The following is a 19,160-nucleotide window of genomic DNA, read 5'->3' as shown; positions in this document are numbered from 1 at the left end:
CACGATTCCACGCCCGCTGCGCGGCTGGAACTGTGGACGCGCCGGGCCGCGCGTGCTAGAGGCCACGCGGTTTTGCCCCTATGTCACCGGGAAGCGACGGCCGTGAGCCTCATGGGACTGCTGCGACGACGATAAGCCTTGCTGGACCGGCAGCGCGCGCCGAGACGGTGCAACGCGGCAGCCGGTGCTTCCGTCCTGTCCAAATCCCATTCCGTTTTCGACGGCTTCCGAGACCTCGCGATGACCGATCTCACGCTGAACTTGCGCCACGAACTGCCTGAAGACGGCAGTGCGATCGAGAAGCTCCATGAACGGGCCTTCGGGCCGGGTCGCTTCGCACGCACGGCCTATCGCCTGCGCGAGGGCGTGCCGCATCTTGCCCATCTCTCCTTCACGGCGCTCGTCGGCACCCTGATCGTCGGCTCCGTGCGCCTCACCGAGGTCAAGGCGTCGAACGGCGCCAAGGCGCTGGTGCTCGGCCCGCTGACGGTCGATCCGGCCTTCGAGAACCGCGGCATCGGGGCCGCCTTGATGCGCATGTCGCTCGACGCCGCGCGGGCCGACGGTCACGGCCTCGTGGTGCTTGTCGGCGATGAGCCCTACTACAGCCGCTTCGGCTTTCAGATCGTCCCGCCCGGCCGTCTCAAGCTGCCCGGCCCGGTGGATGCGCGGCGCTTCCTTTATTGCGCCCTGAAGCCGGGCGCCCTGGAGGCGGCTGAAGGCATGCTGCTGCCGGCGACGGCCGAGGTGTGACCTAAACTGGACAGCCGCTATCACGCCCGGCGCGTGCGGCGGCCCTCCACCAGCCAGGCCGCCAGGACGACGCCGGCGAGCAAGGCAAGACCCGCGAAGCCGAGACCGAGCGGCACGACGGTCACGCCGCGTATGATGGCGCTGTCGCTCGGCTTGAGGCCTATCCAGTCGCTGCCGGCAAAACGTGAGCCGCTGGACACGGTCATGATGCGCGGAATGTCCAGCCCGCCGCCGGCGCTCGCCACCCGCCGCACGGATCCGCCGGTGGCCGTCGCAATGGGCTCGAGCCGGTCGGTGTCGCTGAAGACATCAGCCAGTTCTTTCGGGTTCTCCGGACCCACGCTGACGAAGGCGGTGAGATCGCCGCTCGCCAGCCGATAGAGCCCGAGCTCCGGTGCTGTCAGGCTGGCGGTGAAGAGCCCCGGCTCGGACGGCCGCATCACGAGCTCGCTCTCCTGGCCGCTCGGGCTGGTGAGGCGCACCGGCGGCGGCTGGTCCGCCATGGTCTGGCGTTCGACGGTGATCGTGTTGCCGCGCGAACTCGCCCGAAGCGCTTCTTCCTCGAGCTCCGGCTCCTTCATCATCCAATGGGCGAGACGGCGCAGGAGGTCGACCTGCGGACCGCCGTTCTCGAAGCCGCGGGCCCACAGCCAGACGTGGTCGGAGAGAAGAAGCGCCACGCGGCCCTTGCCCTCGCGCTGCAGGACGAGCAGCGGGCTATTGTCGGCGCCGGACATCACCACCGAGCCGCCATGCACATCCGCGCCCAGCAGGCGCAGCCAGTCCCCCCAGGCGGGCGGATTGCTGTTGCCGCCCGGCAGGTTGCGGGTGACCGGGTGGCGCTGGCCGGTATTGGTGACTGCGGCCCGGAACGGCCGCTCGACGACGCGGCCGTCCGGCTCGGCCGGCAGCACCTCGCCCAGCGAGGTTCGCGCCAGGCTCGCGGGGCCGGCAAATTCGGGGCCGGCGGCCACCAGCAGGGCGCCGCCGTCCTGCACGAACTGCACGATATTGTCGTAGTAGATCGACGGCAGCACGCTCTGGTTGGCGTAGCGATCGAAAATGATGAGGTCGAAGTCCTTGATGCGCTGCTGGAACAAGGCCCGAGTCGGGAAGGCGATCAGCGATAATTCGTTGATGGGCGTGCCGTCCTGTTTCTCGGGCGGGCGCAGAATGGTGAAGTGGACGAGATCGACATTGGCGTCCGACTTCAGGAGATTGCGCCAGGTGCGCTCGCCCGGATGCGGCTCTCCGGAGACGAGCAGCACGCGCAGCTTGTCGCGGACACCTTCGATGGTCACAACGGTGCGGTTGTTGGCGGTGGTGAGCTCGCCGGGAAGCGCATCGACCTCCACCTCGACGATATTGGGCCCGCCGTGTTCGATGCGGACGGGCACCGAAATCGGCGCGCCGGCGACGACGTCCCGCGTCAGCAGCGTCTGTCCGTCACGGCGCACGGTGAGCCGCATGGTGCCCGTGCCGCCCCGCTCGAAGGTCTGGACGCGCAGCATCTGATCGCGGCCGACGATGCCGAAGCGCGGCGCCTCGATGAGGGCCACCCGGCGGTCGCGCTCGTCCGGCCGGCCGGTGATCAGCCCGTGGATCGGGGCCTTGAAGCCGAGCTGGTCGGCGCTGCCGGGAATGTCGTGCACGACCCCGTCGGTGACCATGAGGGCACCGGCCACGCGCTCGGCAGGCACGTCGGCCAGCGATCGGCCGAGCGCGGTGAAGAGGCGCGTGCCATCGTCGCCCGATCCATCGGTGACGTCGACCACCCGCGTCTCGATGTCGGGCACTTGGCTCAGGCGATCTTCGAGGGCCTTCACGGCGGCGTCGGTCTGCGCGCGGCGGTCGCCGAGCTGCTGCGAGCCCGACCGATCGACCACCAGGGCGACGATGTCCTTGGCCTTTTCCCGGTTCTCCTGCACGAGCGCCGGATTGGCGAGGGCGGCGAGCAGGAGGGCGAGTGCGAGCGCCCGCACGGCGGCTGTGAGGCCGCGGGCGATGATGGCCACGACGGCCGCGATCACGACGAGCACGGCGAGGCCGTAGATTACGGCCATCGGCACGAGCGGCGAGAAGCTCAAACTCAGCATGTCGATTCCTACTGCCCGAGCCGTTCGAGGAGGGCAGGCACATGCACCTGATCGGCCTTATAATTTCCGGTCAGGGCGTACATGACCATGTTGATGCCGCTGCGATAGGCCATCTCGCGCTGGCGCGGGTCGGCGCCGAGCACGGGATAGAGCGGCATGCCGTCCGACCCGATCGCCCAGGCCGCTGCAAGATCATTGCTGGTGATGATGATCGGCGAGACGCCGTCGCCGGCACGCGCCGGCCGGCGCGTGCCGTCATCGGTGGCCGGAGGCAGCGCCTCGACCCAGGTCTGGCCGCTGCCATAGCGTCCGGGGAAATTGTCCAACAGGTAGAATGCCTTCGTGAGCACGTGATCCGGCGGCACCGGCTCGAGCTCGGGAATGTCGAGGGTCGCCAGCATGCGCCTGAGCTGCTGCGTCTCGGGCGAGCTTCCGCCACCCGACGTGAGGGCGTCACGCGTGTCGAAGATCACCGTGCCGCCGTTTTTCATGAAGGTGTCGAGGTGGCGCAGCGCCGCTTGCGAGGGCAGCGGCCGGCCCGCCACGACGGGCCAGTACAGCACCGGATAGAAGGCGAGCTCGTCGCGGGACGGATCGACGCCGATCGGTTCGGCCGGCTCGAAGGTGGTGCGCGCGATGAGCGCATCGGAGAGGCCGACGAGGCCGGCGCGGCTCGTTGCGTCGACCTGCTGATCGCCGGTGATCACATAGGCGAGCCGCGTGTGGAGGGCGGATTCGATATCCTGCTGGCGGAGCGGCGGCGTCGGTTGCGCCGCGGCACCGGCCGCCGGCGGGGGCGCAGCACCCTGCGCGTGGGCGGGCGCCGGCCCGATGAGAGCGAGCGCGGCTCCCAACGCGAGCGGAACGAGGAGGGCTGCGGTATGGGCGGCGGTCGGTTGCGGCCGCGTCGGGCGGCGGCCGCCGAGCCGGCCGAGAAGGCCGCCCATCCAGGCGGCGATCAGCGTGTCGAGCGCCAGCAACAGGAGCGCTGCCGTGATCAGGCTGCCGCGCAGGTCGATTGCCGAAGGCCGGGAGATCGCCCGCACATCGGCCGCAAGGGGTGCGACGTCGAGCAGGTGCAGGCGGTCCTGGCGGGCAAGCACATTGACGGCCTGCAGGGCCTCGTTCGGGCCATAAAGCCCGGCCGGGTGATCGGGGGTGGCCCGGCTGGAATAGCCGCGCGCCACGGGCTTGGCGGTCGCCGGCGGCTCGGTGAAGACGCCGAAACCGTCGAGAATATGCGACGGGGCCACGGTCTCCGCTTGCTCCGGATTGACGTCCGCCTTGCTCGGCGCGCCGGAGAGCTGGACGATGTGGCGCAGCATCTCGACGAAGAGGCCCGACATCGGCAGGTTCGACCATGCGGGATCGGCGGTGACGTGGAACAGCACGACGAGTCCGTCGCCGCGGCGCTCGGCGGTGACGATGGGCGTACCGTCCGAAAGCGTCGCCCAGGTGCGGCTGGCGAGATTGCCGTCCGGCTCGGCCAGGATCTGGCGCTGGATGCTGACGTCCGACGGGATGGCGAGGCCATGGAAGGGGCTCTGCTCGCCGAAAGGCGCGAGCGTCTTCGGCGAGTCCCAGGAGAGCGAGCCGCCGAGGCTGCGGCCACCGCGCCTCAGTCGAACGGGGACGAGCGCGTCATTGCCGGCCGCAAGCCGCGAGCCTGCAAAGCGCACCACGACGCCGCCGTCGTTGACGTAGCGCGTGAGCTTCTCGACGGTATTGCCGTCGAGCACGCCCACATCCGTCAATACGATCACGGAGACCTTCTGCTCGATGAGGGCATCGAGCGCCTCGGCCACGCCGCCGCGCGGTTCGCGCAGCTCGGCGAAGGGCTGCAGCGCGCGCGCGACATAATAGGTCGGGGCGAGCAGGGGCTGAGCGACGTCCGAGCTCGCGCCGGAGACGAGGCCGACGCTGCGGCGCTTGCCGTCGTCGCCGACCAGCGACACGGCGCCGGCCGAATTCTCGTCCACGACTTCGACGCGGGCGATGGCGTTGCGGATCTCGACCGGCAACGTGAAGCGCGCCGTCGTCTCGGTGGCGCCGGGGGCGAAGGAGAAAGGCGTGTCGCCGAGCGGCAGGCCCTTCAGGTCGGCGGCACGCAGCGTGCCGCGGTCGCGCCCTTGACCGGTCGGCCTGACGACCGTCACGTCGAAGCCGGCGCTGACATTGTCCGTGCCCGCGAGCGCGAAGGGCGAGGCGGCATCGCGTCGGTAAATGGTCATCGGATGATCGCCCTTGATCGCCGCGAGCCCTTCAACGAAGCGATCCTCGTCCACCCGGATGCCGCTCGTGATCCAGACGATATCGGCCTCCGGCTGCGCCTGGAGGAAAGCGCCGATGGTCGTGAGATGATCGCCGCGCTGGCTGGAGAAGGGCAGGGGCGCGATCGCCCGCAGGCGCTCCTGCGCCTGGCCGGGATCGCTCATGGCGACATCCGTCGTCGCCGGTCCGCCGAGGGCGACGACCGCGACCGGGCGGTCGTCCCGCGCCGCCGTGGCGATCACGCCATTGGCCACGTCCAGGCGCTGCTGCCAGTCGTTGGCTGCCGCGAAATCATTGTCGACGAGGAGAAGCACCGGACCTTGCCGCGCCGCGCTGTCGCCGACCGGCGGATTCCACACCGGTCCGGCGGCCGCCAGGATGAGCAGGGCGGCGATGACGAGCCTGAGCAGCAGCAGCCACCAGGGCGTGCGCGCCGGGGTTTCGCGCTTCGGCAGGATGTCGGCGAGAATGGCGAGCGGCGGAAAGGCGATGCGCCGCGGCTGCGGCGGGGTGACGCGCAGCAGGAGCCAGATCGCCGGCAGCGCGGCAAGCGCGGCAAGCACCAGCGGAGCGGCGAAGGCGAGCGGCAGACCGAACATGGCTTTAAGCCCTCGCTACCTGTGGAGAGAGCGCCGAGGCGCCGCGGCTCGTCGCTATGAGGTTGAGGAGGCGGAGCAGGATGGCGCTCGCCGGCTGATCGGTGTGATGCAGCGAAAGCGTCCAGCCGCGGCTCGCGAGGACGGCGCGCACGGCTTCGCGATGGGTGGCGATGCGCTTGCGGTAGTCCTCACCCCAGGCCGCGGCATCGCCCACCCTGAGGCGGCGGCCGCCTTCCGGGTCCTCGAGCTCGGCCTGTCCGGCGAAGGGAAAGGTTTCCTCCACGGGATCGATGATCATGACGCAATGGCCGCGCGCTCCACGCGCAGCAATGGTTTCGACGGCGCCGCGCAGCTTCTCCGGCGCAACGAGAAAATCGCTAATGACGATCGCTTCGTTGAGCGGCGGCAGCGCCTGCGGCGGCGGCAGATCGGCGGTCAAGCCGCCGCGGTCGGCGACGAGCGCTTCGGCCATGAGTTCGACGATGCGGCGCGAAGCACGCGGCTGCATGGCGCCCATATGGCCGACCCGCTCGCCCGCACCAACGAGCGAATCGGCGAGCGCCAGGCCGACGACGAGCGCGCGCTCGATTTTCGAGGCGGCGGCCAGGGTCGAGGCGAAGCCCATGGACGCCGAGCGGTCGATCCACAGCCAAACGCTTTGGGCTGCCTCCCATTCCCGCTCGCGCACATAGAGCCGATCGTCGCGCGCCGAGCGGCGCCAGTCGATGCGCGCCATCGCCTCGCCGGACGTGAAGGGGCGGAACTGCCAAAAGCTCTCGCCCGTGCCGGCGCGGCGGCGGCCGTGAATGCCATGGGCGACCGTCGCCGAGACGCGGCGCGCTTCCAGCACGATACGAGGCAGTCGCTCGGCGAGCGTGAGCGACGCGTCGGCTTCCTGCCGGCCCGGCGACCGCTCCTCTACCGGCAGAATCCTGACACGTGCCATTCCGGGCTCCTCAGCCGAGCCGGCTCACAAGCCGCCCGATGAGGCCCGTGATCGTCTCGCCATCCGCCCGTGCAGCGAAAGTCAGGGCCATGCGGTGCTTGAGCACGGGCTCGGCAAGCGCCGCGACGTCGTCGAGCGTGGGGGCGAGCCGGCCTTCGACCAGCGCCCGCGCCCGCGCCGCCAGCACGAGCGCTTGGCTCGCGCGCGGACCGGGACCCCAGGCCAGGAGATCGGTGATTTCCGCCGGCCCTTCGCCGGGCCGCGCCGAACGGACGAGGTCGAGGATCGCTTCGACGACGCTGTCGCCGGCCGGCAGGCGCCGCACCAGGCGTTGAATATTGAGCAGTCCTTCGCCGGTCATGGCGGTCGACGGGGCTACCGTTTCGGCGGTCGTCGTCTCCACCAGGATGCGCCGCTCCGCCGCGCGGTCGGGATAGCCGACGTCGATCTGCAGGAGGAAGCGGTCGAGCTGGGCTTCCGGCAGGGGATAGGTGCCTTCCTGCTCGATGGGATTCTGCGTGGCGAGCACGTGGAAGGGCCGCGGCAGGTCATGGCGCTCGCCGGCAACTGTCACATGGTGCTCCTGCATGGCCTGCAGCAGCGCCGACTGGGTGCGGGGGCTCGCGCGGTTGATCTCGTCCGCCATCAGCAACTGGGCGAAGATCGGCCCGCGCACGAAGCGGAAGCTGCGCCTGTGGTCGGCGGCTTCGTCGAGTATCTCGCTGCCCAGGATATCCGACGGCATGAGGTCGGGCGTGAACTGTACGCGCTGCGCATCGAGGCCGAGCACGGTGCCGAGCGCCTCGACGAGTTTCGTCTTGGCGAGGCCGGGCACGCCGACGAGCAGACCGTGGCCGCCCGACAGGATGGTGACCAAGGCCAGTTCGACCACATTCTCCTGGCCGAAGATCACGGAGCCGATCGCCGTCTTGGCCTTGCCGATCGACTCGAGCGCCGTTTCGGCCGCGGCCACGACAGCTTCGTCGATGGTCGTCGGCGCAAAGGCAGCGGCCTCAGAACGTGTCCCTGCCGTCATTCTTCATCTCCTTCATGCCCCGATCAGCTACTCTGGTCGTAGAGCGGAGTGCCGATCAAGGACCATGCAAGCACGATGCCGCGAGCGGAGCATCTTTCATCACACGGTCATTTCCGACTTTCAGACTCTTCGCGAGGCCATTAGATCACAATGAGCTCGATCGCCGCTTGTGTTAAATCGGTCAGCCGAGACCGATCGGCAACGGCACCTATATGACAATTAGGCCGCAACGCTTGAAAATGGATTCAGACTGCGGCCGAGTTGGGGCTGGAATGCAGGATGCGACAGGACAAGGCCCCCTCTTGCAGGGCCTTGACGGTCTCGGGGGCGGCAGGAAGACGCCGCCCGTCGAGCGCTGGAACCCACCCTATTGTGGCGCGATCGACATGCGCATCGCCGTCGACGGCACCTGGTTCTACCAGGGCTCGCCGATCCGCCGGCCGGCGCTCGTCAAACTCTTCTCCTCCGTCCTGCGCAAGGATCCGGACAGATATGTGCTCGTCACGCCCGTCGAATGCGTCGGCATCACGGTGGAGGACGTGCCGTTCCTGGTCGTCGAGATGGCGAGCGACGCAGCCGGCGTGATCCACGTGCGGACGAATGTGGACGATGTCGCCGCGATCGGGCCGGACCATCCCCTGCGCTTCGATGTCGCGGCGGATGGCGGCCTCAAACCCTATGTGAAGATCCGTGGCGATCTCTGGGCACGGATGACGCGTGCGCTCGTTCACGATCTCGTGGCGCAGGCCGAGGAACGGGAGGTCGCCGGGGTCGCGACGTTCGGCGTCGCGTCCGGCACGTCCTTCTTCCCGATCGCGCCGGTGGTGGAAATTCAAGGTCTTGACGATGGCTGACGCCGCGCAGCCGGAAATCCTGGACCGCGCCAGCTTCTTGGCGCTCGTCCGTGCACGGCTTTGGCCGGTGCCGCCCGACCCGGATAACGCGGGACGCGCCGGCGAGACGCTCACCGGCAAGCCCGTGCCGCGCGAGCGCCTCACCGAAGACCGGCCGGCGGCGGTGCTCGTGCCGGTCATCGCCCGGCCCGACGAGGTCACCGTGCTATTGACCCAGCGAGCCGCCCATCTCCGGCGGCACGCGTCACAGATCGCCTTTCCCGGCGGGCGCGTCGACGCCGGGGACGGCTCGCCGCTCGACGCGGCGCTGCGCGAGGCGGAAGAGGAGGTGGGCCTCGCCCGCCGCCATGTCGAACCGCTCGGCTATCTCGACACGTTGCGGACGGGGACCGGCTTCAGCGTCGTGCCGGTGGTCGGTTGGGTGGAGCCCGGCTTCACGCTCGTTCCCAATCCCGCCGAGGTGGCCGAGGTCTTCGAGGTGCCGTTCCGGTTTCTCATGGATGTCGGCAATCATCAGCGCCATATGCGCGATGGGCCGGGAGGCCCTTGGGAGGTCTATGCAATGCCCTATGGCGATCGCCATATCTGGGGAGCCACGGCACGTATCATCCGAAACCTCTACGAGAAACTTTATGGCGAGGCATGAGCAGAGCATTTTTTGAAGGACTGGTGCTGTTTCTGGCACCGTTCCTGTTGTTTGCGATCTATCTCGGGCTGCGCCGGCGCAATCCCTTCACGCGCCACGCCTGGGACGGGAACGTTCCGTGGCTCGTGCTCGCCGGGCTTTCCGTGGTGATCGCCGGGATCGTCTATACGGGCTTTGTCTCCGAGCGCAACACCGGAGCCTATGTGCCGACCCACATCGAGAACGGGGTTCTCGTGCCCGGTCATTTCGAATGACGCCGGAGGCGGCCTCTGCGGCCCTGCTCGCCCGCTCGTCTCTGAGGCGCCTTCTCGACGCCCTCGACGGGGGCGGGGAGGAAACCCGCGTCGTCGGCGGCGCCGTTCGCAATGCGCTCCTCGATCGGCCGGTCAACGACGTCGATTGTGCGACCACCATGCCACCGGCCGAGGTGATCCGGCGGGCGAAGGCGGCGGGCCTCAAGAGCGTGCCGACGGGGCTCAACCACGGCACCGTCACCGTTATCGTGGAGGGCACGCCCTACGAGGTCACCACGCTGCGCGAGGACGTGGCCACCGACGGCCGGCACGCAACAGTCGCCTTCGCGCGCGATTTCGCCGCCGATGCGCGCCGCCGCGACTTCACGATGAATGCGCTTTACCTCAGCCGCGACGGCCGCATCCATGACTTCGTAGGCGGTCTCACCGACATCGCGGCGCGGCGCCTGCGCTTCATCGGCGATCCGGATCAGCGCATCCGGGAGGATTATCTGCGCATCCTGCGCTTCTTCCGTTTTCATGCCGATTACGCAGAGGGGCCGCTCGATCGTGAAGGCTTCGCCGCGACGATCCGCCAGCGGGCGGGGCTCGACGGCCTGTCGCGCGAGCGCATCCGCGCGGAATTGATGAAGCTGCTCGTGGCCCGGCGCGCCGCCGAGACGCTCGCGGCCATGGCCGAAGCAGGCCATCTCACGCGGATCCTGGCCGGCGTCGGTGAACTCGGGCGGCTCGACCGGGTCGCTGCGTGTGAGAAGGCCGCGGGCGGTGTGTGCGACGCGGTGCTGCGGCTCGGCGCGCTTGCCGTTTCGACCTCCGAAGATGCGGCGCGGCTCAAGGAGCGGCTGAGGCTCTCCAATGAGGAGCACACGCGGCTCACCGCCTTCGCCGATCTCGCCGCGCATCTGCGCGGTCTGCCCGAGCGGCTTGACGGGAGGGATGTCCGGCGGCTTGCCGTCATCCGCGGCCTTCAACCGCTCACCGACGCCTTCGCCGTTCTTGCCGGGGAGCCTCGCCCGGAATTGACGGAGGGCGGCCGGGATCAGCTCGGCGCCTACCGCGCGGGGGCCGCACCGCCCGTCTTCCCGCTGTCGGGTCGGGACGCGCTCGCCCTCGGCATTGACAAGGGCCCCGCCGTCGGCCGCATCCTCGCCCGGGCGCGGGCGCTGTGGCTCGATGCCGACTGCCCGTCCGGGCGAGAGGCTGCGCTGCCCTTCCTCCGCCAAGCGGCGTACGAAACATCAGCCGAATCGTCGCAAGACTAATCCGCGACTCGCCTCCTGAGCCAACCGGCGGTAGATTGGGGAAGTGGCCCGCTCCCGAAAGCCGTAACCGGACCCGACCATGGCCCGTAATGTTCAGCGTCCCTCCGACGTCGCCCTGCGCCTCGCGGCGCGGCGCGATGTCATGCAGCGGCGCGAACGCGACGCGACCAACTCGCCCTGGCGGAGGGAGACCTTCACCCTGCCGCGCGAGGCCGCCCGCGCCAAGGCGCGTGAATGGTTCGAGCGCTTCCCGAAGGCGGCCTATATGACCGAGGTCGAGAACTGGCGGGAGCTCGACGACGGCCGCATCGAATTCACCATCCGCTGCCTGCCGAGCGCCGACTGATTTTTTGCTGTTTCGGGACGCCGGCGGGGCGAAGTCAGAAGCCCAGCAGAGTATGGCAGATTGCGCCCTTTTGATGCGCGACAACGTTTCTGGATCCCGGGCTCCTCGCGCTGCTCGGCCCCGGGATGACGTGTCCGACACCGTATCGCCGTCATTCCGGGGCGCGCGACAGGCGCGAGCCCGGAATCCAGAACCGATGCCGGTGCCCGGCCCAAGCGGTTAAGTTGCTGAGCGGTGACGGTCGGCTGGCGATCGAAGGCATCGTTCTTGATCTCGGGCCTACCACCTCCGGGGATGGCCAATCGCAAATCTTAAGGCCAGCGAACGCTCGGCGGCATCGAGGAGAGGATCGACTCCACGTTCCCCCCCGTCTTCAAGCCGAAGAGCGTGCCGCGGTCGTAGAGCAGGTTGAACTCCACATAGCGTCCGCGGCGCACGAGCTGCTCCTCCCGGTCGGCGGCGGTCCAGGCGGTGGCGACATTGGCCTCCACGATGCGGGGATAGACGTCGAGAAAGGCTTCGCCGACTGCCCGCGTAAAGGCCATGTCGGCGGCGAAGTCGCCCGACCAATGGCGATCGTAGAAGATGCCGCCGATACCGCGCGGCTCGTTGCGGTGCGGCAGGAAGAAATAGTCGTCGCACCATTTCTTGTAGCGCGCATAAGGGGCGACGCTCGCATGGGCGTAGCAGGCTGCGCGCAATGCGGCATGAAAGGCGACAGCGTCGGAATCCGACGGGCGGCGACGCCGCTCCAGCATCGGTGTCAGGTCCGCGCCGCCGCCGAACCAACTCTTGCTGGTCACGACGAGCCGGGTGTTCATGTGCACGGCCGGCACATGCGGGTTCCAGGGATGGGCGATGACCGAGATGCCTGAGGCGAAGAAGCGTGGATCGGCTTCCGTGCCCGGGATCTGCTGGCGGAACTCCGGGGCGAACTCGCCATAGACCGTGGACACGTGAACACCGATCTTCTCGAACACCCGTCCGCGCAGGATCGCCATGGTGCCGCCGCCGCCGTCCGCGCCCGTATGGTCGGTGCGTCGCCAGGGCTTGCGGTCGAAGCGGCCGGGCTGATCCGCTTCCGGAAAGAACGGACCGGTCGCGGCGTCCTCCAGGGCCTCGATCCGCGCGCAGATCCGGTCCCGCAGATCCTCGAACCAGAGGCGGGCCTGCGTCCATTCCTCGTCGGTGATGATCCTGTCGGTCATCTCGATGTCTCCCCGGCTGCCGGCCAGCCGTTCGTCTGACGTAACGCCTCGCCCAGGATCATGGCGGCGGCCACAGCCACATTGAGCGAGCGCAAGGCGGGCGCCATCGGCACGGCGACCGCGGCATCCGCGGCCGCATGCACCGCGTCGGGCACACCTGCCGACTCGCGGCCGACGAGCAGGATGTCGCCCGTCCGGAACGCAAAGGCCGTATAGGGCGTTGCAGCACGGGTGGTGGCGAGCACCAGCCGCCGGCCCGCCGCTGCCCGCCAGTTCTCAAAGGCTGACCAGGCCGCATGCCGCGTCAGCGCCACATGGTCGAGATAATCCATTCCGGCCCGCCGAAAGGCGCGATCGCTGACGGGAAAGCCGGCCGGCTCGATGATATGGGCGGGGACGGCGAGGCAGGCGGTGAGCCGCAGAAGTGTGCCGGCATTCTGCGGAATGTCAGGCTGGTAGAGGGCGAGATCGACGGGGGCCGATGGGGTGCGGGTCATGACATCGCCCTGCACGCCTTGGCAGCGCCCGTCAAGCGGATGATGGAAGGCGGCCGCGATCGGGGCTCCCGCGCTCTCACCGGGTGCCGTACTGGTTCATTCGGGCCGGCCCTTGTATTCTGGTCGGCTTTCGCCGGCGCCGCGGCCGCCGTATGGGTGCGGGGCCAAGTCGAGGATCGTCACGTGCTCAAAACCTGGTTGGATAGGTGCCTCGGCTGGTTCGAGCGGCGGGTCGACGTCTTCGCGCCCTTCGACGACACCTATATGCCGCCCGGCCGCTTTCTCGCCTTCGCCTGGTATTACCTCAGGCCGGTGCGCGGCTGGCTGGTGCTCGTTCTTCTCAGCTCACTCGTCATTTCCGTCATCGATTCGTCCCTCCTTCTGATCGTCGGCTGGCTGGTCGATCGGCTGACAGGGACGACGCCCGCCCAGTTCTTCGCAGAAAGCGGCGCCATCGTGCTTGCCGGCGGGGCGCTCATCCTGGTGTTTCGGCCGCTGTTCACGGCGATCAACGACATTCTCGTCGATCAGGTGGTGGTGCCGCAGCTCACAAACATGATCCGCTGGCGGGCGCATCTCTATACGCTCCGCCATTCGCTCGCTTATTTCCAGGGTGATTTCGCCGGCCGCCTCGCCAACCGCATCGTGCAGATGGGGCCGGCGTTGCGCGAGATCGCGACCGGCATCGTCGACAATCTCTGGTTCGTCGCCGTCTATGCCCTCACCGCCGTCACCGTGTTCGGCCATATCGGCCTGCTGCTCGCCCTGCCGGTGGTCGTCTGGCTCGGGCTCTATGTCGCGCTCCTCTGGTATTTCGTGCCGCGCGCCCAGGCCCGGTCGCAAGCGGTCGCGGACCGGCGGTCCTATCTCGTCGGCCGCGTCGTCGACACCTATACGAATATCCTGACGGTCAAGCTCTTCGCGCGCGATGCGGAAGAACGCTCGGCCGTGCGCGACGCCATCGCCGACCACACCCGCACGATGCTCGTGCAGATGCGGCTGATGACGGGCGCGAGCGTCGCCCTCGCGCTCCTCAATGCGACGCTGTTTGTCGTCTCGACGAGCGCGGCCATCTATCTGTGGTCGCTTGGGCGGATGTCGCCCGGCGAAGTTGCCGCCTCGCTCGGGCTCGTGCTGCGCATCATGACCATGTCTGGCTGGGTGATGCAGGTGGTGCGCAGCCTGTTCGACAATGTCGGCACGGTGCAGGAGAGCATGCAGACGATCGTCCGCCCGCACGGGGTGGTCGACCGGCCGGGCGCCCGTCAGCTCGTCGTCAGCGGCGGTGAGATCCGCTTCGAGCGCGTGCGCTTCCACTACGGGCGCAGCTCCGGCGTGGTCGACGGGCTCGATCTGGTGGTCAAGCCGGGCGAGAAGATCGGCCTCGTCGGCCCGAGCGGAGCCGGCAAGTCTACGCTCGTCAATTTGCTGCTGCGGCTCTACGACCTCGAAGGCGGGCGCATCCTCATCGACGGGCAGGACATCGCCGAGGTCACCCAGGATTCGTTGCGGGCGCAGATCGCCGTCGTCACCCAGGACACGTCCCTGCTGCACCGCTCGATCCGCGACAATATCCGCTACGGCCGGCCGGATGCGTCCGACGAAGCCGTGAAGCGTGCGGCTGAACTCGCGGAGGCGGAGGATTTCATCGCCGGGCTCGAGGACCACCGCGGCCGGCGTGGCCTCGATTCGCATGCGGGCGAACGGGGGGTGAAGCTCTCAGGCGGCCAGCGCCAGCGCATCGCCATCGCCCGCGTGCTCCTGAAGAATGCCCCGATCCTCGTGCTCGACGAGGCCACTTCGGCGCTCGATTCCGAAGCGGAGGCGGCCATCCAGAGCCAGCTCGCGCAGCTCATGCAGGGCAAGACCGTCATCGCCATCGCGCACCGCCTGTCGACCATCGCCGCGCTCGACCGGCTGGTCGTCATGAACAAGGGCGCCATCGTGGAGCAGGGGACGCATGAGGAACTCATCGCCAGCGGCGGGCTCTATGCGCGTTTGTGGCACCGCCAGTCGGGCGGATTTCTGGCCTCGGAAGCCGCCGAGACGATGTCAGAAGAGCTGGTGGAATAAACCCGGCACGCTTATTGCGCGACACGGCGCCGCGGAGCGGCGGGACTGCGACGGCTCGGCCTATGGACATGCTTCTGGAACCATGCCAAAGAGCCGCCGCATCGTGACCTCATGGGCGACTCCGGGTCGCATTGCGGCCATGGTCGCGCCGTGTTTGTTGCTTGTCCGGTGAGGGTCCGGGCCGCGGGAAGCCTCGATCCGGAAAAGCCTCTCGAGGCGTCGATCCCGGCCTTGCCGGGGGTGGCGCTGGAGCCTCGGTTTGCCTATACGGAGCCGGGCAGACCGGAATGTGAAGGACTGGGGAGCCATTGTGGCTGAGATAGCAAGTTCCGAGCCGACCAGGCGGGATTTCCTCTATATCGCAACCGGGGCGGTCGGCGCCGTCGGTTTGGGAGCAGCGATCTGGCCCTTCATCAGCCAGATGAACCCCGACGCGTCGACGCTCGCCCTGAGCACGGTCGAGGTCGATATCTCCCAGGTCGCCGAAGGGCAGAGCATCACCGTGAAATGGCGCGGGAAGCCGGTGTTCATCCGTCACCGCACCGCCCAGGAGATCAGCGAAGCCAAGGCGGTGTCGCTGGACCAGCTCATCGACCCGGTCGCGCGCAACGAGAACCTGCCCGCCGAGGCCCCCGCCACCGACGAGAACCGCTCGGCCAAGGGCAAGGAGCCCTGGCTCGTGATGATCGGCATCTGCACCCATCTCGGCTGCGTGCCTCTCGGCCAGCAGGGGGATTACGACGGCTGGTTCTGCCCGTGCCACGGCTCGCAATATGATTCGGCAGGCCGCGTGCGCCATGGACCCGCGCCGGAGAACATGCATATCCCCGCCTACGAGTTCATCTCCGATACGACTGTACGTATCGGTTGAGATGCCGCAGAAGCGCTGAAGCCGAGAGAGCCTGCTGAGAGAGCCATGAGCGGACATTCGACCTACGTTCCGAAAAGCGCCTTCATGAAGTGGTTCGAGAGCCGGCTGCCGCTCGGCGGGCTCATCCACTCGTCCTTCATCGCCTTTCCGGTGCCGCGGAACCTCAACTATCTGTGGACCTTCGGCGGCATTCTCTCCTTCATGCTGATCGTGCAGATCATCACCGGCGTCGTGCTCGTCATGCACTACACGCCGAGTGCGGAACTCGCCTTCAATTCCGTCGAGCAGATCATGCGCGACGTGAACTACGGCTGGCTGCTGCGCTTCCTGCACGCCAACGGCGCCTCGATGTTCTTCATCGCCGTTTACATCCACATGTTCCGCGGCCTCTATTACGGCTCCTACAAGGCGCCGCGCGAGGTGCTGTGGATCCTCGGCGTGATCATCTTCCTGCTGATGATGGCAACCGCCTTCATGGGCTATGTGCTGCCCTGGGGACAGATGAGCTTCTGGGGTGCGACCGTCATCACCAATCTCTTCTCGGCGCTGCCGCTGGTCGGCGAGCCGATCGTGACGTGGCTCTGGGGCGGCTATTCGGTCGACAACCCGACGCTGAACCGCTTCTTCTCGCTGCACTATCTCCTGCCCTTCATGATCGCCGGCGTCGTCGTGCTGCATATCTGGGCGCTGCATCACGTCGGCCAGAACAATCCGACCGGCGTCGAGGTCAAGGACCTGCGGAAGGACACCGTGCCGTTCACGCCCTATGCGACCGTCAAGGACGCCTTCGGCATGGTCTGCTTCATGCTGGTCTTCGCCTGGTTCGTGTTCTACACGCCGAACTACATGGGCCATGCGGACAACTATATTCCGGCCAATCCGCTGGTGACGCCGGCCCATATCGTGCCGGAATGGTACTTCCTGCCGTTCTACGCCATCCTGCGCTCGATCCCGTCGAAGCTCGGCGGCGTCATCGCCATGTTCGGCGCCATTGCGGTGCTCGCCTTCCTGCCCTGGCTCGACACCTCGAAGGTGCGCTCGGCCGTCTATCGCCCGATCTATAAGCAGCTCTTCTGGGTGCTGGTGCTGGTCTGCCTCGGGCTCGGCTATCTCGGCTCCCAGCCTCCCGAGGGCGGCTATGTGATCGCAGCCCAGCTGCTCACCGCCTATTACTTCATCCACTTCCTGATCCTCCTGCCGGCGCTCGGGCTCTTCGAGAAGACGAGGCCGGTGCCGAACTCGATCGCCGAGGCCGTGCTGGCGACGGGCCGCAGCGAAGGGGCGGTCGCGGCGGGCGCCGCGGCCGGGCGGAGCGCCAAGGGATGAGCCGATGTGGCATCGTGCGGCTGCTGCGCAACGCAGTCCGGCCGCAGCAGCCCTGCGCTGCGGCTGAGCGAGACGAGTCAATTGGGGCGGCCGATGGCCATCGCCGAGGGATTGTGAGGGATATGTCGAAGCCTGGTCTTCTCATCGTCGGTGCGCTGGCGGCGATGGCCGCGATCTCCGCGATCACCCCCGTACGCGCCGCCGAAGAAATGCCGCATCCGCCGCGGGAGTCGTGGAGCTTCTCCGGGCCTTTCGGCACCTTCGATCGGGCGCAGCTGCAGCGCGGCTTCAAGGTCTATCGCGAGGTTTGCTCCTCCTGCCACAGCTTGAGCCTGATTGCTTTCCGCAACCTGTCGGAGCCCGGCGGTCCGGAGTTCAGCGAGGCCCAAGTGAAGGCGCTCGCGGCCGAGTATCAGGTGACCGACGGTCCGAACGATGCCGGCGACATGTTCCAGCGCCCGGGCCGGCCGGCCGACCGCTTTCCGCCGGCATTCCCCAACGAGCAGGCGGCGCGTGCCGCCAATGGTGGGGCCCTGCCGCCGGATTTCTCGCTGCTCGCCAAGGCGCGCACCTATGAGCGCGGCTTTCCCTGGTTCGTTTTCGACGCCTTCACCCAGTATCAGGAGCAGGGGCCGGATTACATCCACGCCATCCTGACCGGCTACAAGGATCCGCCGCAGGGATTCGAGCTGAATCCGGGCCAGCATTACAACGAATATTTCCCTGGCCATCGCATTGCGATGCCGAAGCCGATCAACGACGGCCAGGTGGAATATCCGAAGGGTCCGGACGGACAAGCACAGGCGCCTGAGACGGTCGAGCAATACAGCCGCGACGTGGCGAGCTTCATGGTCTGGGCCGCCGAGCCGCATATGGAAGCCCGCAAGCAGATGGGCTTCAAGGTCATGGTTTTCCTTCTGATCTTCGCCGGGCTCGTCTACTTCACCAAGAAGCGGATCTGGGCGAAACTGCACGACGAAAAGGCGCATGCCTGAGGGTTGCGGCCAGACGCGTGGAACGGAATAGAACCATATGGCCGGGCTCATCCCGGCCATATGCTTTTTGAGGGCGGGAGCCTTAGCCTTCCGCGATCGCCGGGGCGCGGGGGAATCACTCCCGAAAAGGCAAGTGAGGCTCCATGGCCAGGACTGTTCTCGGCATCATCGGCGGTTCCGGCATCTACGACCTTCCCGGCCTCACGGATCTGCGCGAGGAAGCGGTCACGACGCCCTGGGGCGAGCCGTCGGACGTGCTGTGCCGTGGGCGGCTCGGTGCGACCGAGGTGGTCTTCCTGCCGCGCCATGGCCGGGGTCATCGCTTCTCGCCGAGCGACATCAATTATCGCGCCAACATCCACGCGCTAAAGGCGGCCGGTGTTACCGATCTCGTGTCGCTGTCGGCCTGCGGCTCCTTCCGCAAGGAGCTCGCGCCCGGCACCTTCGTCCTCGTCGACCAGTTCGTGGACCGGACCGTCCGGCGCGAGAGCTCGTTCTTCGGAGCGGGCTGCGTCGCGCATGTCTCGATGGCCCAGCCGGTCGGCCCGCGGCTCAAGGGGCGGATCGCGGCTGCCGCGCTGGCCGAGGGCATCGCCGTCGTCGAGGGTGGCACTTATGTCTGCATGGAAGGGCCGCAGTTTTCTTCGCTCGCCGAATCGCTGGGCTACAAAGCGGCCGGCTATGACGTGATTGGCATGACGGCGATGCCGGAGGCCAAGCTCGCCCGTGAGGCCGAGATCACCTATGCCACGGTTGCCATGGTGACGGATTTCGACTGCTGGCACGGCGACCATCAAGCCGTCGACGTCACGACCGTGATCGATGTTCTGCGGGCGAACGGCGACAAGGCCAACCGGCTGATTGCTCGGCTCGCACGGGATCTTCCGGCCGAGCGTGAGGCGTGCCCGGCTGGATCCGATCGCGCCCTCGAACATGCCGTCATCACCGCGCCGGCGTCGCGCGATCCGGTCCTTCTCGCCAAACTCGCCGTTGTCGCCGGCCGGGTTCTCGGCGCAGGAGCCCCAACAGGCTGACGACGGGCGTGGCGGATTGCGCATTGCCTATCGCCAGTCGATTTGCTCCATTCGAGGCGCAGCTTTCGCGCCCTCGAGCGTTTGATTACATGA

General features: G+C 67.8%; 17 protein-coding genes. 11 read left to right on the top strand and 6 right to left on the bottom strand.

Annotated features, from left to right (window positions below; translation table 11 throughout):
• The first annotated feature begins 240 nt into the window (after positions 1–240).
• Positions 241–753, top strand: coding sequence for a GNAT family N-acetyltransferase (locus ACFQU1_RS07390; protein ID WP_378130859.1), 513 nt, complete (start codon positions 241–243; stop codon positions 751–753).
• A gap of 20 nt (positions 754–773) precedes the next feature.
• On the opposite strand, the gene ACFQU1_RS07385 is transcribed toward ACFQU1_RS07390, so the two are convergent.
• From ACFQU1_RS07385 to ACFQU1_RS07370, 4 genes are read right to left on the bottom strand one after another with little or no spacing between them, the layout of a single operon-like run.
• Positions 774–2,849, bottom strand: coding sequence for a hypothetical protein (locus tag ACFQU1_RS07385; RefSeq protein WP_378130856.1), 2,076 nt, complete (start codon positions 2,847–2,849; stop codon positions 774–776).
• A gap of 8 nt (positions 2,850–2,857) precedes the next feature.
• A complete protein-coding gene (locus ACFQU1_RS07380) occupies positions 2,858–5,719 on the bottom strand; it encodes a DUF4159 domain-containing protein (protein WP_378130854.1) in 2,862 nt (953 codons plus the stop codon).
• A 4-nt stretch (positions 5,720–5,723) separates the two neighbouring features.
• On the bottom strand, positions 5,724–6,665 hold the full coding sequence (locus ACFQU1_RS07375) for a DUF58 domain-containing protein (RefSeq protein ID WP_378130852.1): 942 nt from the start codon (positions 6,663–6,665) through the stop codon (positions 5,724–5,726).
• A 10-nt stretch (positions 6,666–6,675) separates the two neighbouring features.
• Positions 6,676–7,701 carry an AAA family ATPase gene (locus tag ACFQU1_RS07370; RefSeq protein ID WP_378130850.1) on the bottom strand — a complete coding sequence of 342 codons (1,026 nt, stop codon included), beginning with the start codon at positions 7,699–7,701 and terminating at the stop codon, positions 6,676–6,678.
• 272 nt (positions 7,702–7,973) lie between these two features.
• Here ACFQU1_RS07370 and ACFQU1_RS07365 point away from each other — a divergent pair, with 272 nt between their 5' ends.
• The 5 genes from ACFQU1_RS07365 to ACFQU1_RS07345 all read left to right on the top strand — a co-directional run bounded on the left by ACFQU1_RS07365 (position 7,974) and on the right by ACFQU1_RS07345 (position 11,063).
• A complete protein-coding gene (locus ACFQU1_RS07365; protein ID WP_378130848.1) occupies positions 7,974–8,555 on the top strand; it encodes a DUF1285 domain-containing protein in 582 nt (193 codons plus the stop codon).
• Positions 8,548–9,201, top strand: coding sequence for a CoA pyrophosphatase (locus tag ACFQU1_RS07360; protein WP_378130846.1), 654 nt, complete (start codon positions 8,548–8,550; stop codon positions 9,199–9,201). The genes ACFQU1_RS07365 and ACFQU1_RS07360 overlap by 8 nt, the downstream gene beginning before the upstream one ends.
• Complete coding sequence (locus tag ACFQU1_RS07355; protein ID WP_378130844.1) at positions 9,198–9,455, top strand: DUF6111 family protein; 258 nt, start codon at positions 9,198–9,200, stop codon at positions 9,453–9,455. The genes ACFQU1_RS07360 and ACFQU1_RS07355 overlap by 4 nt, the downstream gene beginning before the upstream one ends.
• The gene (locus tag ACFQU1_RS07350) at positions 9,452–10,717 is read left to right on the top strand and encodes a CCA tRNA nucleotidyltransferase (RefSeq protein WP_378130842.1); all 1,266 of its coding nucleotides are present in this window, start codon (positions 9,452–9,454) and stop codon (positions 10,715–10,717) included. The genes ACFQU1_RS07355 and ACFQU1_RS07350 overlap by 4 nt, the downstream gene beginning before the upstream one ends.
• A gap of 142 nt (positions 10,718–10,859) precedes the next feature.
• Positions 10,860–11,063, top strand: a complete 204-nt coding sequence (locus ACFQU1_RS07345; protein ID WP_378131610.1) for a hypothetical protein — start codon at positions 10,860–10,862, stop codon at positions 11,061–11,063.
• A gap of 311 nt (positions 11,064–11,374) precedes the next feature.
• Here the strand turns inward: ACFQU1_RS07345 and hemF are convergent, their stop codons facing one another.
• Positions 11,375–12,271, bottom strand: coding sequence for an oxygen-dependent coproporphyrinogen oxidase (gene hemF, locus ACFQU1_RS07340; RefSeq protein WP_378130840.1), 897 nt, complete (start codon positions 12,269–12,271; stop codon positions 11,375–11,377).
• Positions 12,268–12,768 (bottom strand): tRNA (cytidine(34)-2'-O)-methyltransferase, encoded by a 501-nt coding sequence (locus tag ACFQU1_RS07335; protein WP_378130838.1) that lies wholly within the window; start codon positions 12,766–12,768, stop codon positions 12,268–12,270. Before ACFQU1_RS07335 ends, hemF begins: the two co-directional genes overlap by 4 nt.
• 264 nt (positions 12,769–13,032) lie before the next feature.
• On the opposite strand from ACFQU1_RS07335, the gene ACFQU1_RS07330 reads away from it, so the two are divergent.
• The 5 genes from ACFQU1_RS07330 (at position 13,033) to ACFQU1_RS07310 (ending at position 19,067) form a co-directional block, all read left to right on the top strand.
• On the top strand, positions 13,033–14,841 hold the full coding sequence (locus ACFQU1_RS07330; protein WP_378131608.1) for an ABC transporter ATP-binding protein: 1,809 nt from the start codon (positions 13,033–13,035) through the stop codon (positions 14,839–14,841).
• 310 nt (positions 14,842–15,151) lie between these two features.
• A complete protein-coding gene (gene petA, locus ACFQU1_RS07325) occupies positions 15,152–15,712 on the top strand; it encodes a ubiquinol-cytochrome c reductase iron-sulfur subunit (protein WP_378130836.1) in 561 nt (186 codons plus the stop codon).
• 45 nt (positions 15,713–15,757) lie between these two features.
• On the top strand, positions 15,758–17,038 hold the full coding sequence (locus tag ACFQU1_RS07320) for a cytochrome bc complex cytochrome b subunit (protein ID WP_378130834.1): 1,281 nt from the start codon (positions 15,758–15,760) through the stop codon (positions 17,036–17,038).
• A gap of 122 nt (positions 17,039–17,160) precedes the next feature.
• Positions 17,161–18,033: a cytochrome c1 gene (locus tag ACFQU1_RS07315; protein ID WP_378130832.1), complete on the top strand. Its 873-nt coding sequence runs from the start codon at positions 17,161–17,163 to the stop codon at positions 18,031–18,033.
• Between the two features lie 143 nt (positions 18,034–18,176).
• Positions 18,177–19,067, top strand: coding sequence for an S-methyl-5'-thioadenosine phosphorylase (locus tag ACFQU1_RS07310; protein WP_378130830.1), 891 nt, complete (start codon positions 18,177–18,179; stop codon positions 19,065–19,067).
• Positions 19,068–19,160 lie beyond the last annotated feature (93 nt).

This window comes from Chelatococcus sp. GCM10030263, from assembly GCF_042666455.1.
Classification (GTDB): domain Bacteria; phylum Pseudomonadota; class Alphaproteobacteria; order Rhizobiales; family Beijerinckiaceae; genus Chelatococcus.
The sequence above is the reverse complement of the archived record's forward strand: the minus strand, read 5'-3'. Positions and strand labels throughout refer to the sequence as shown.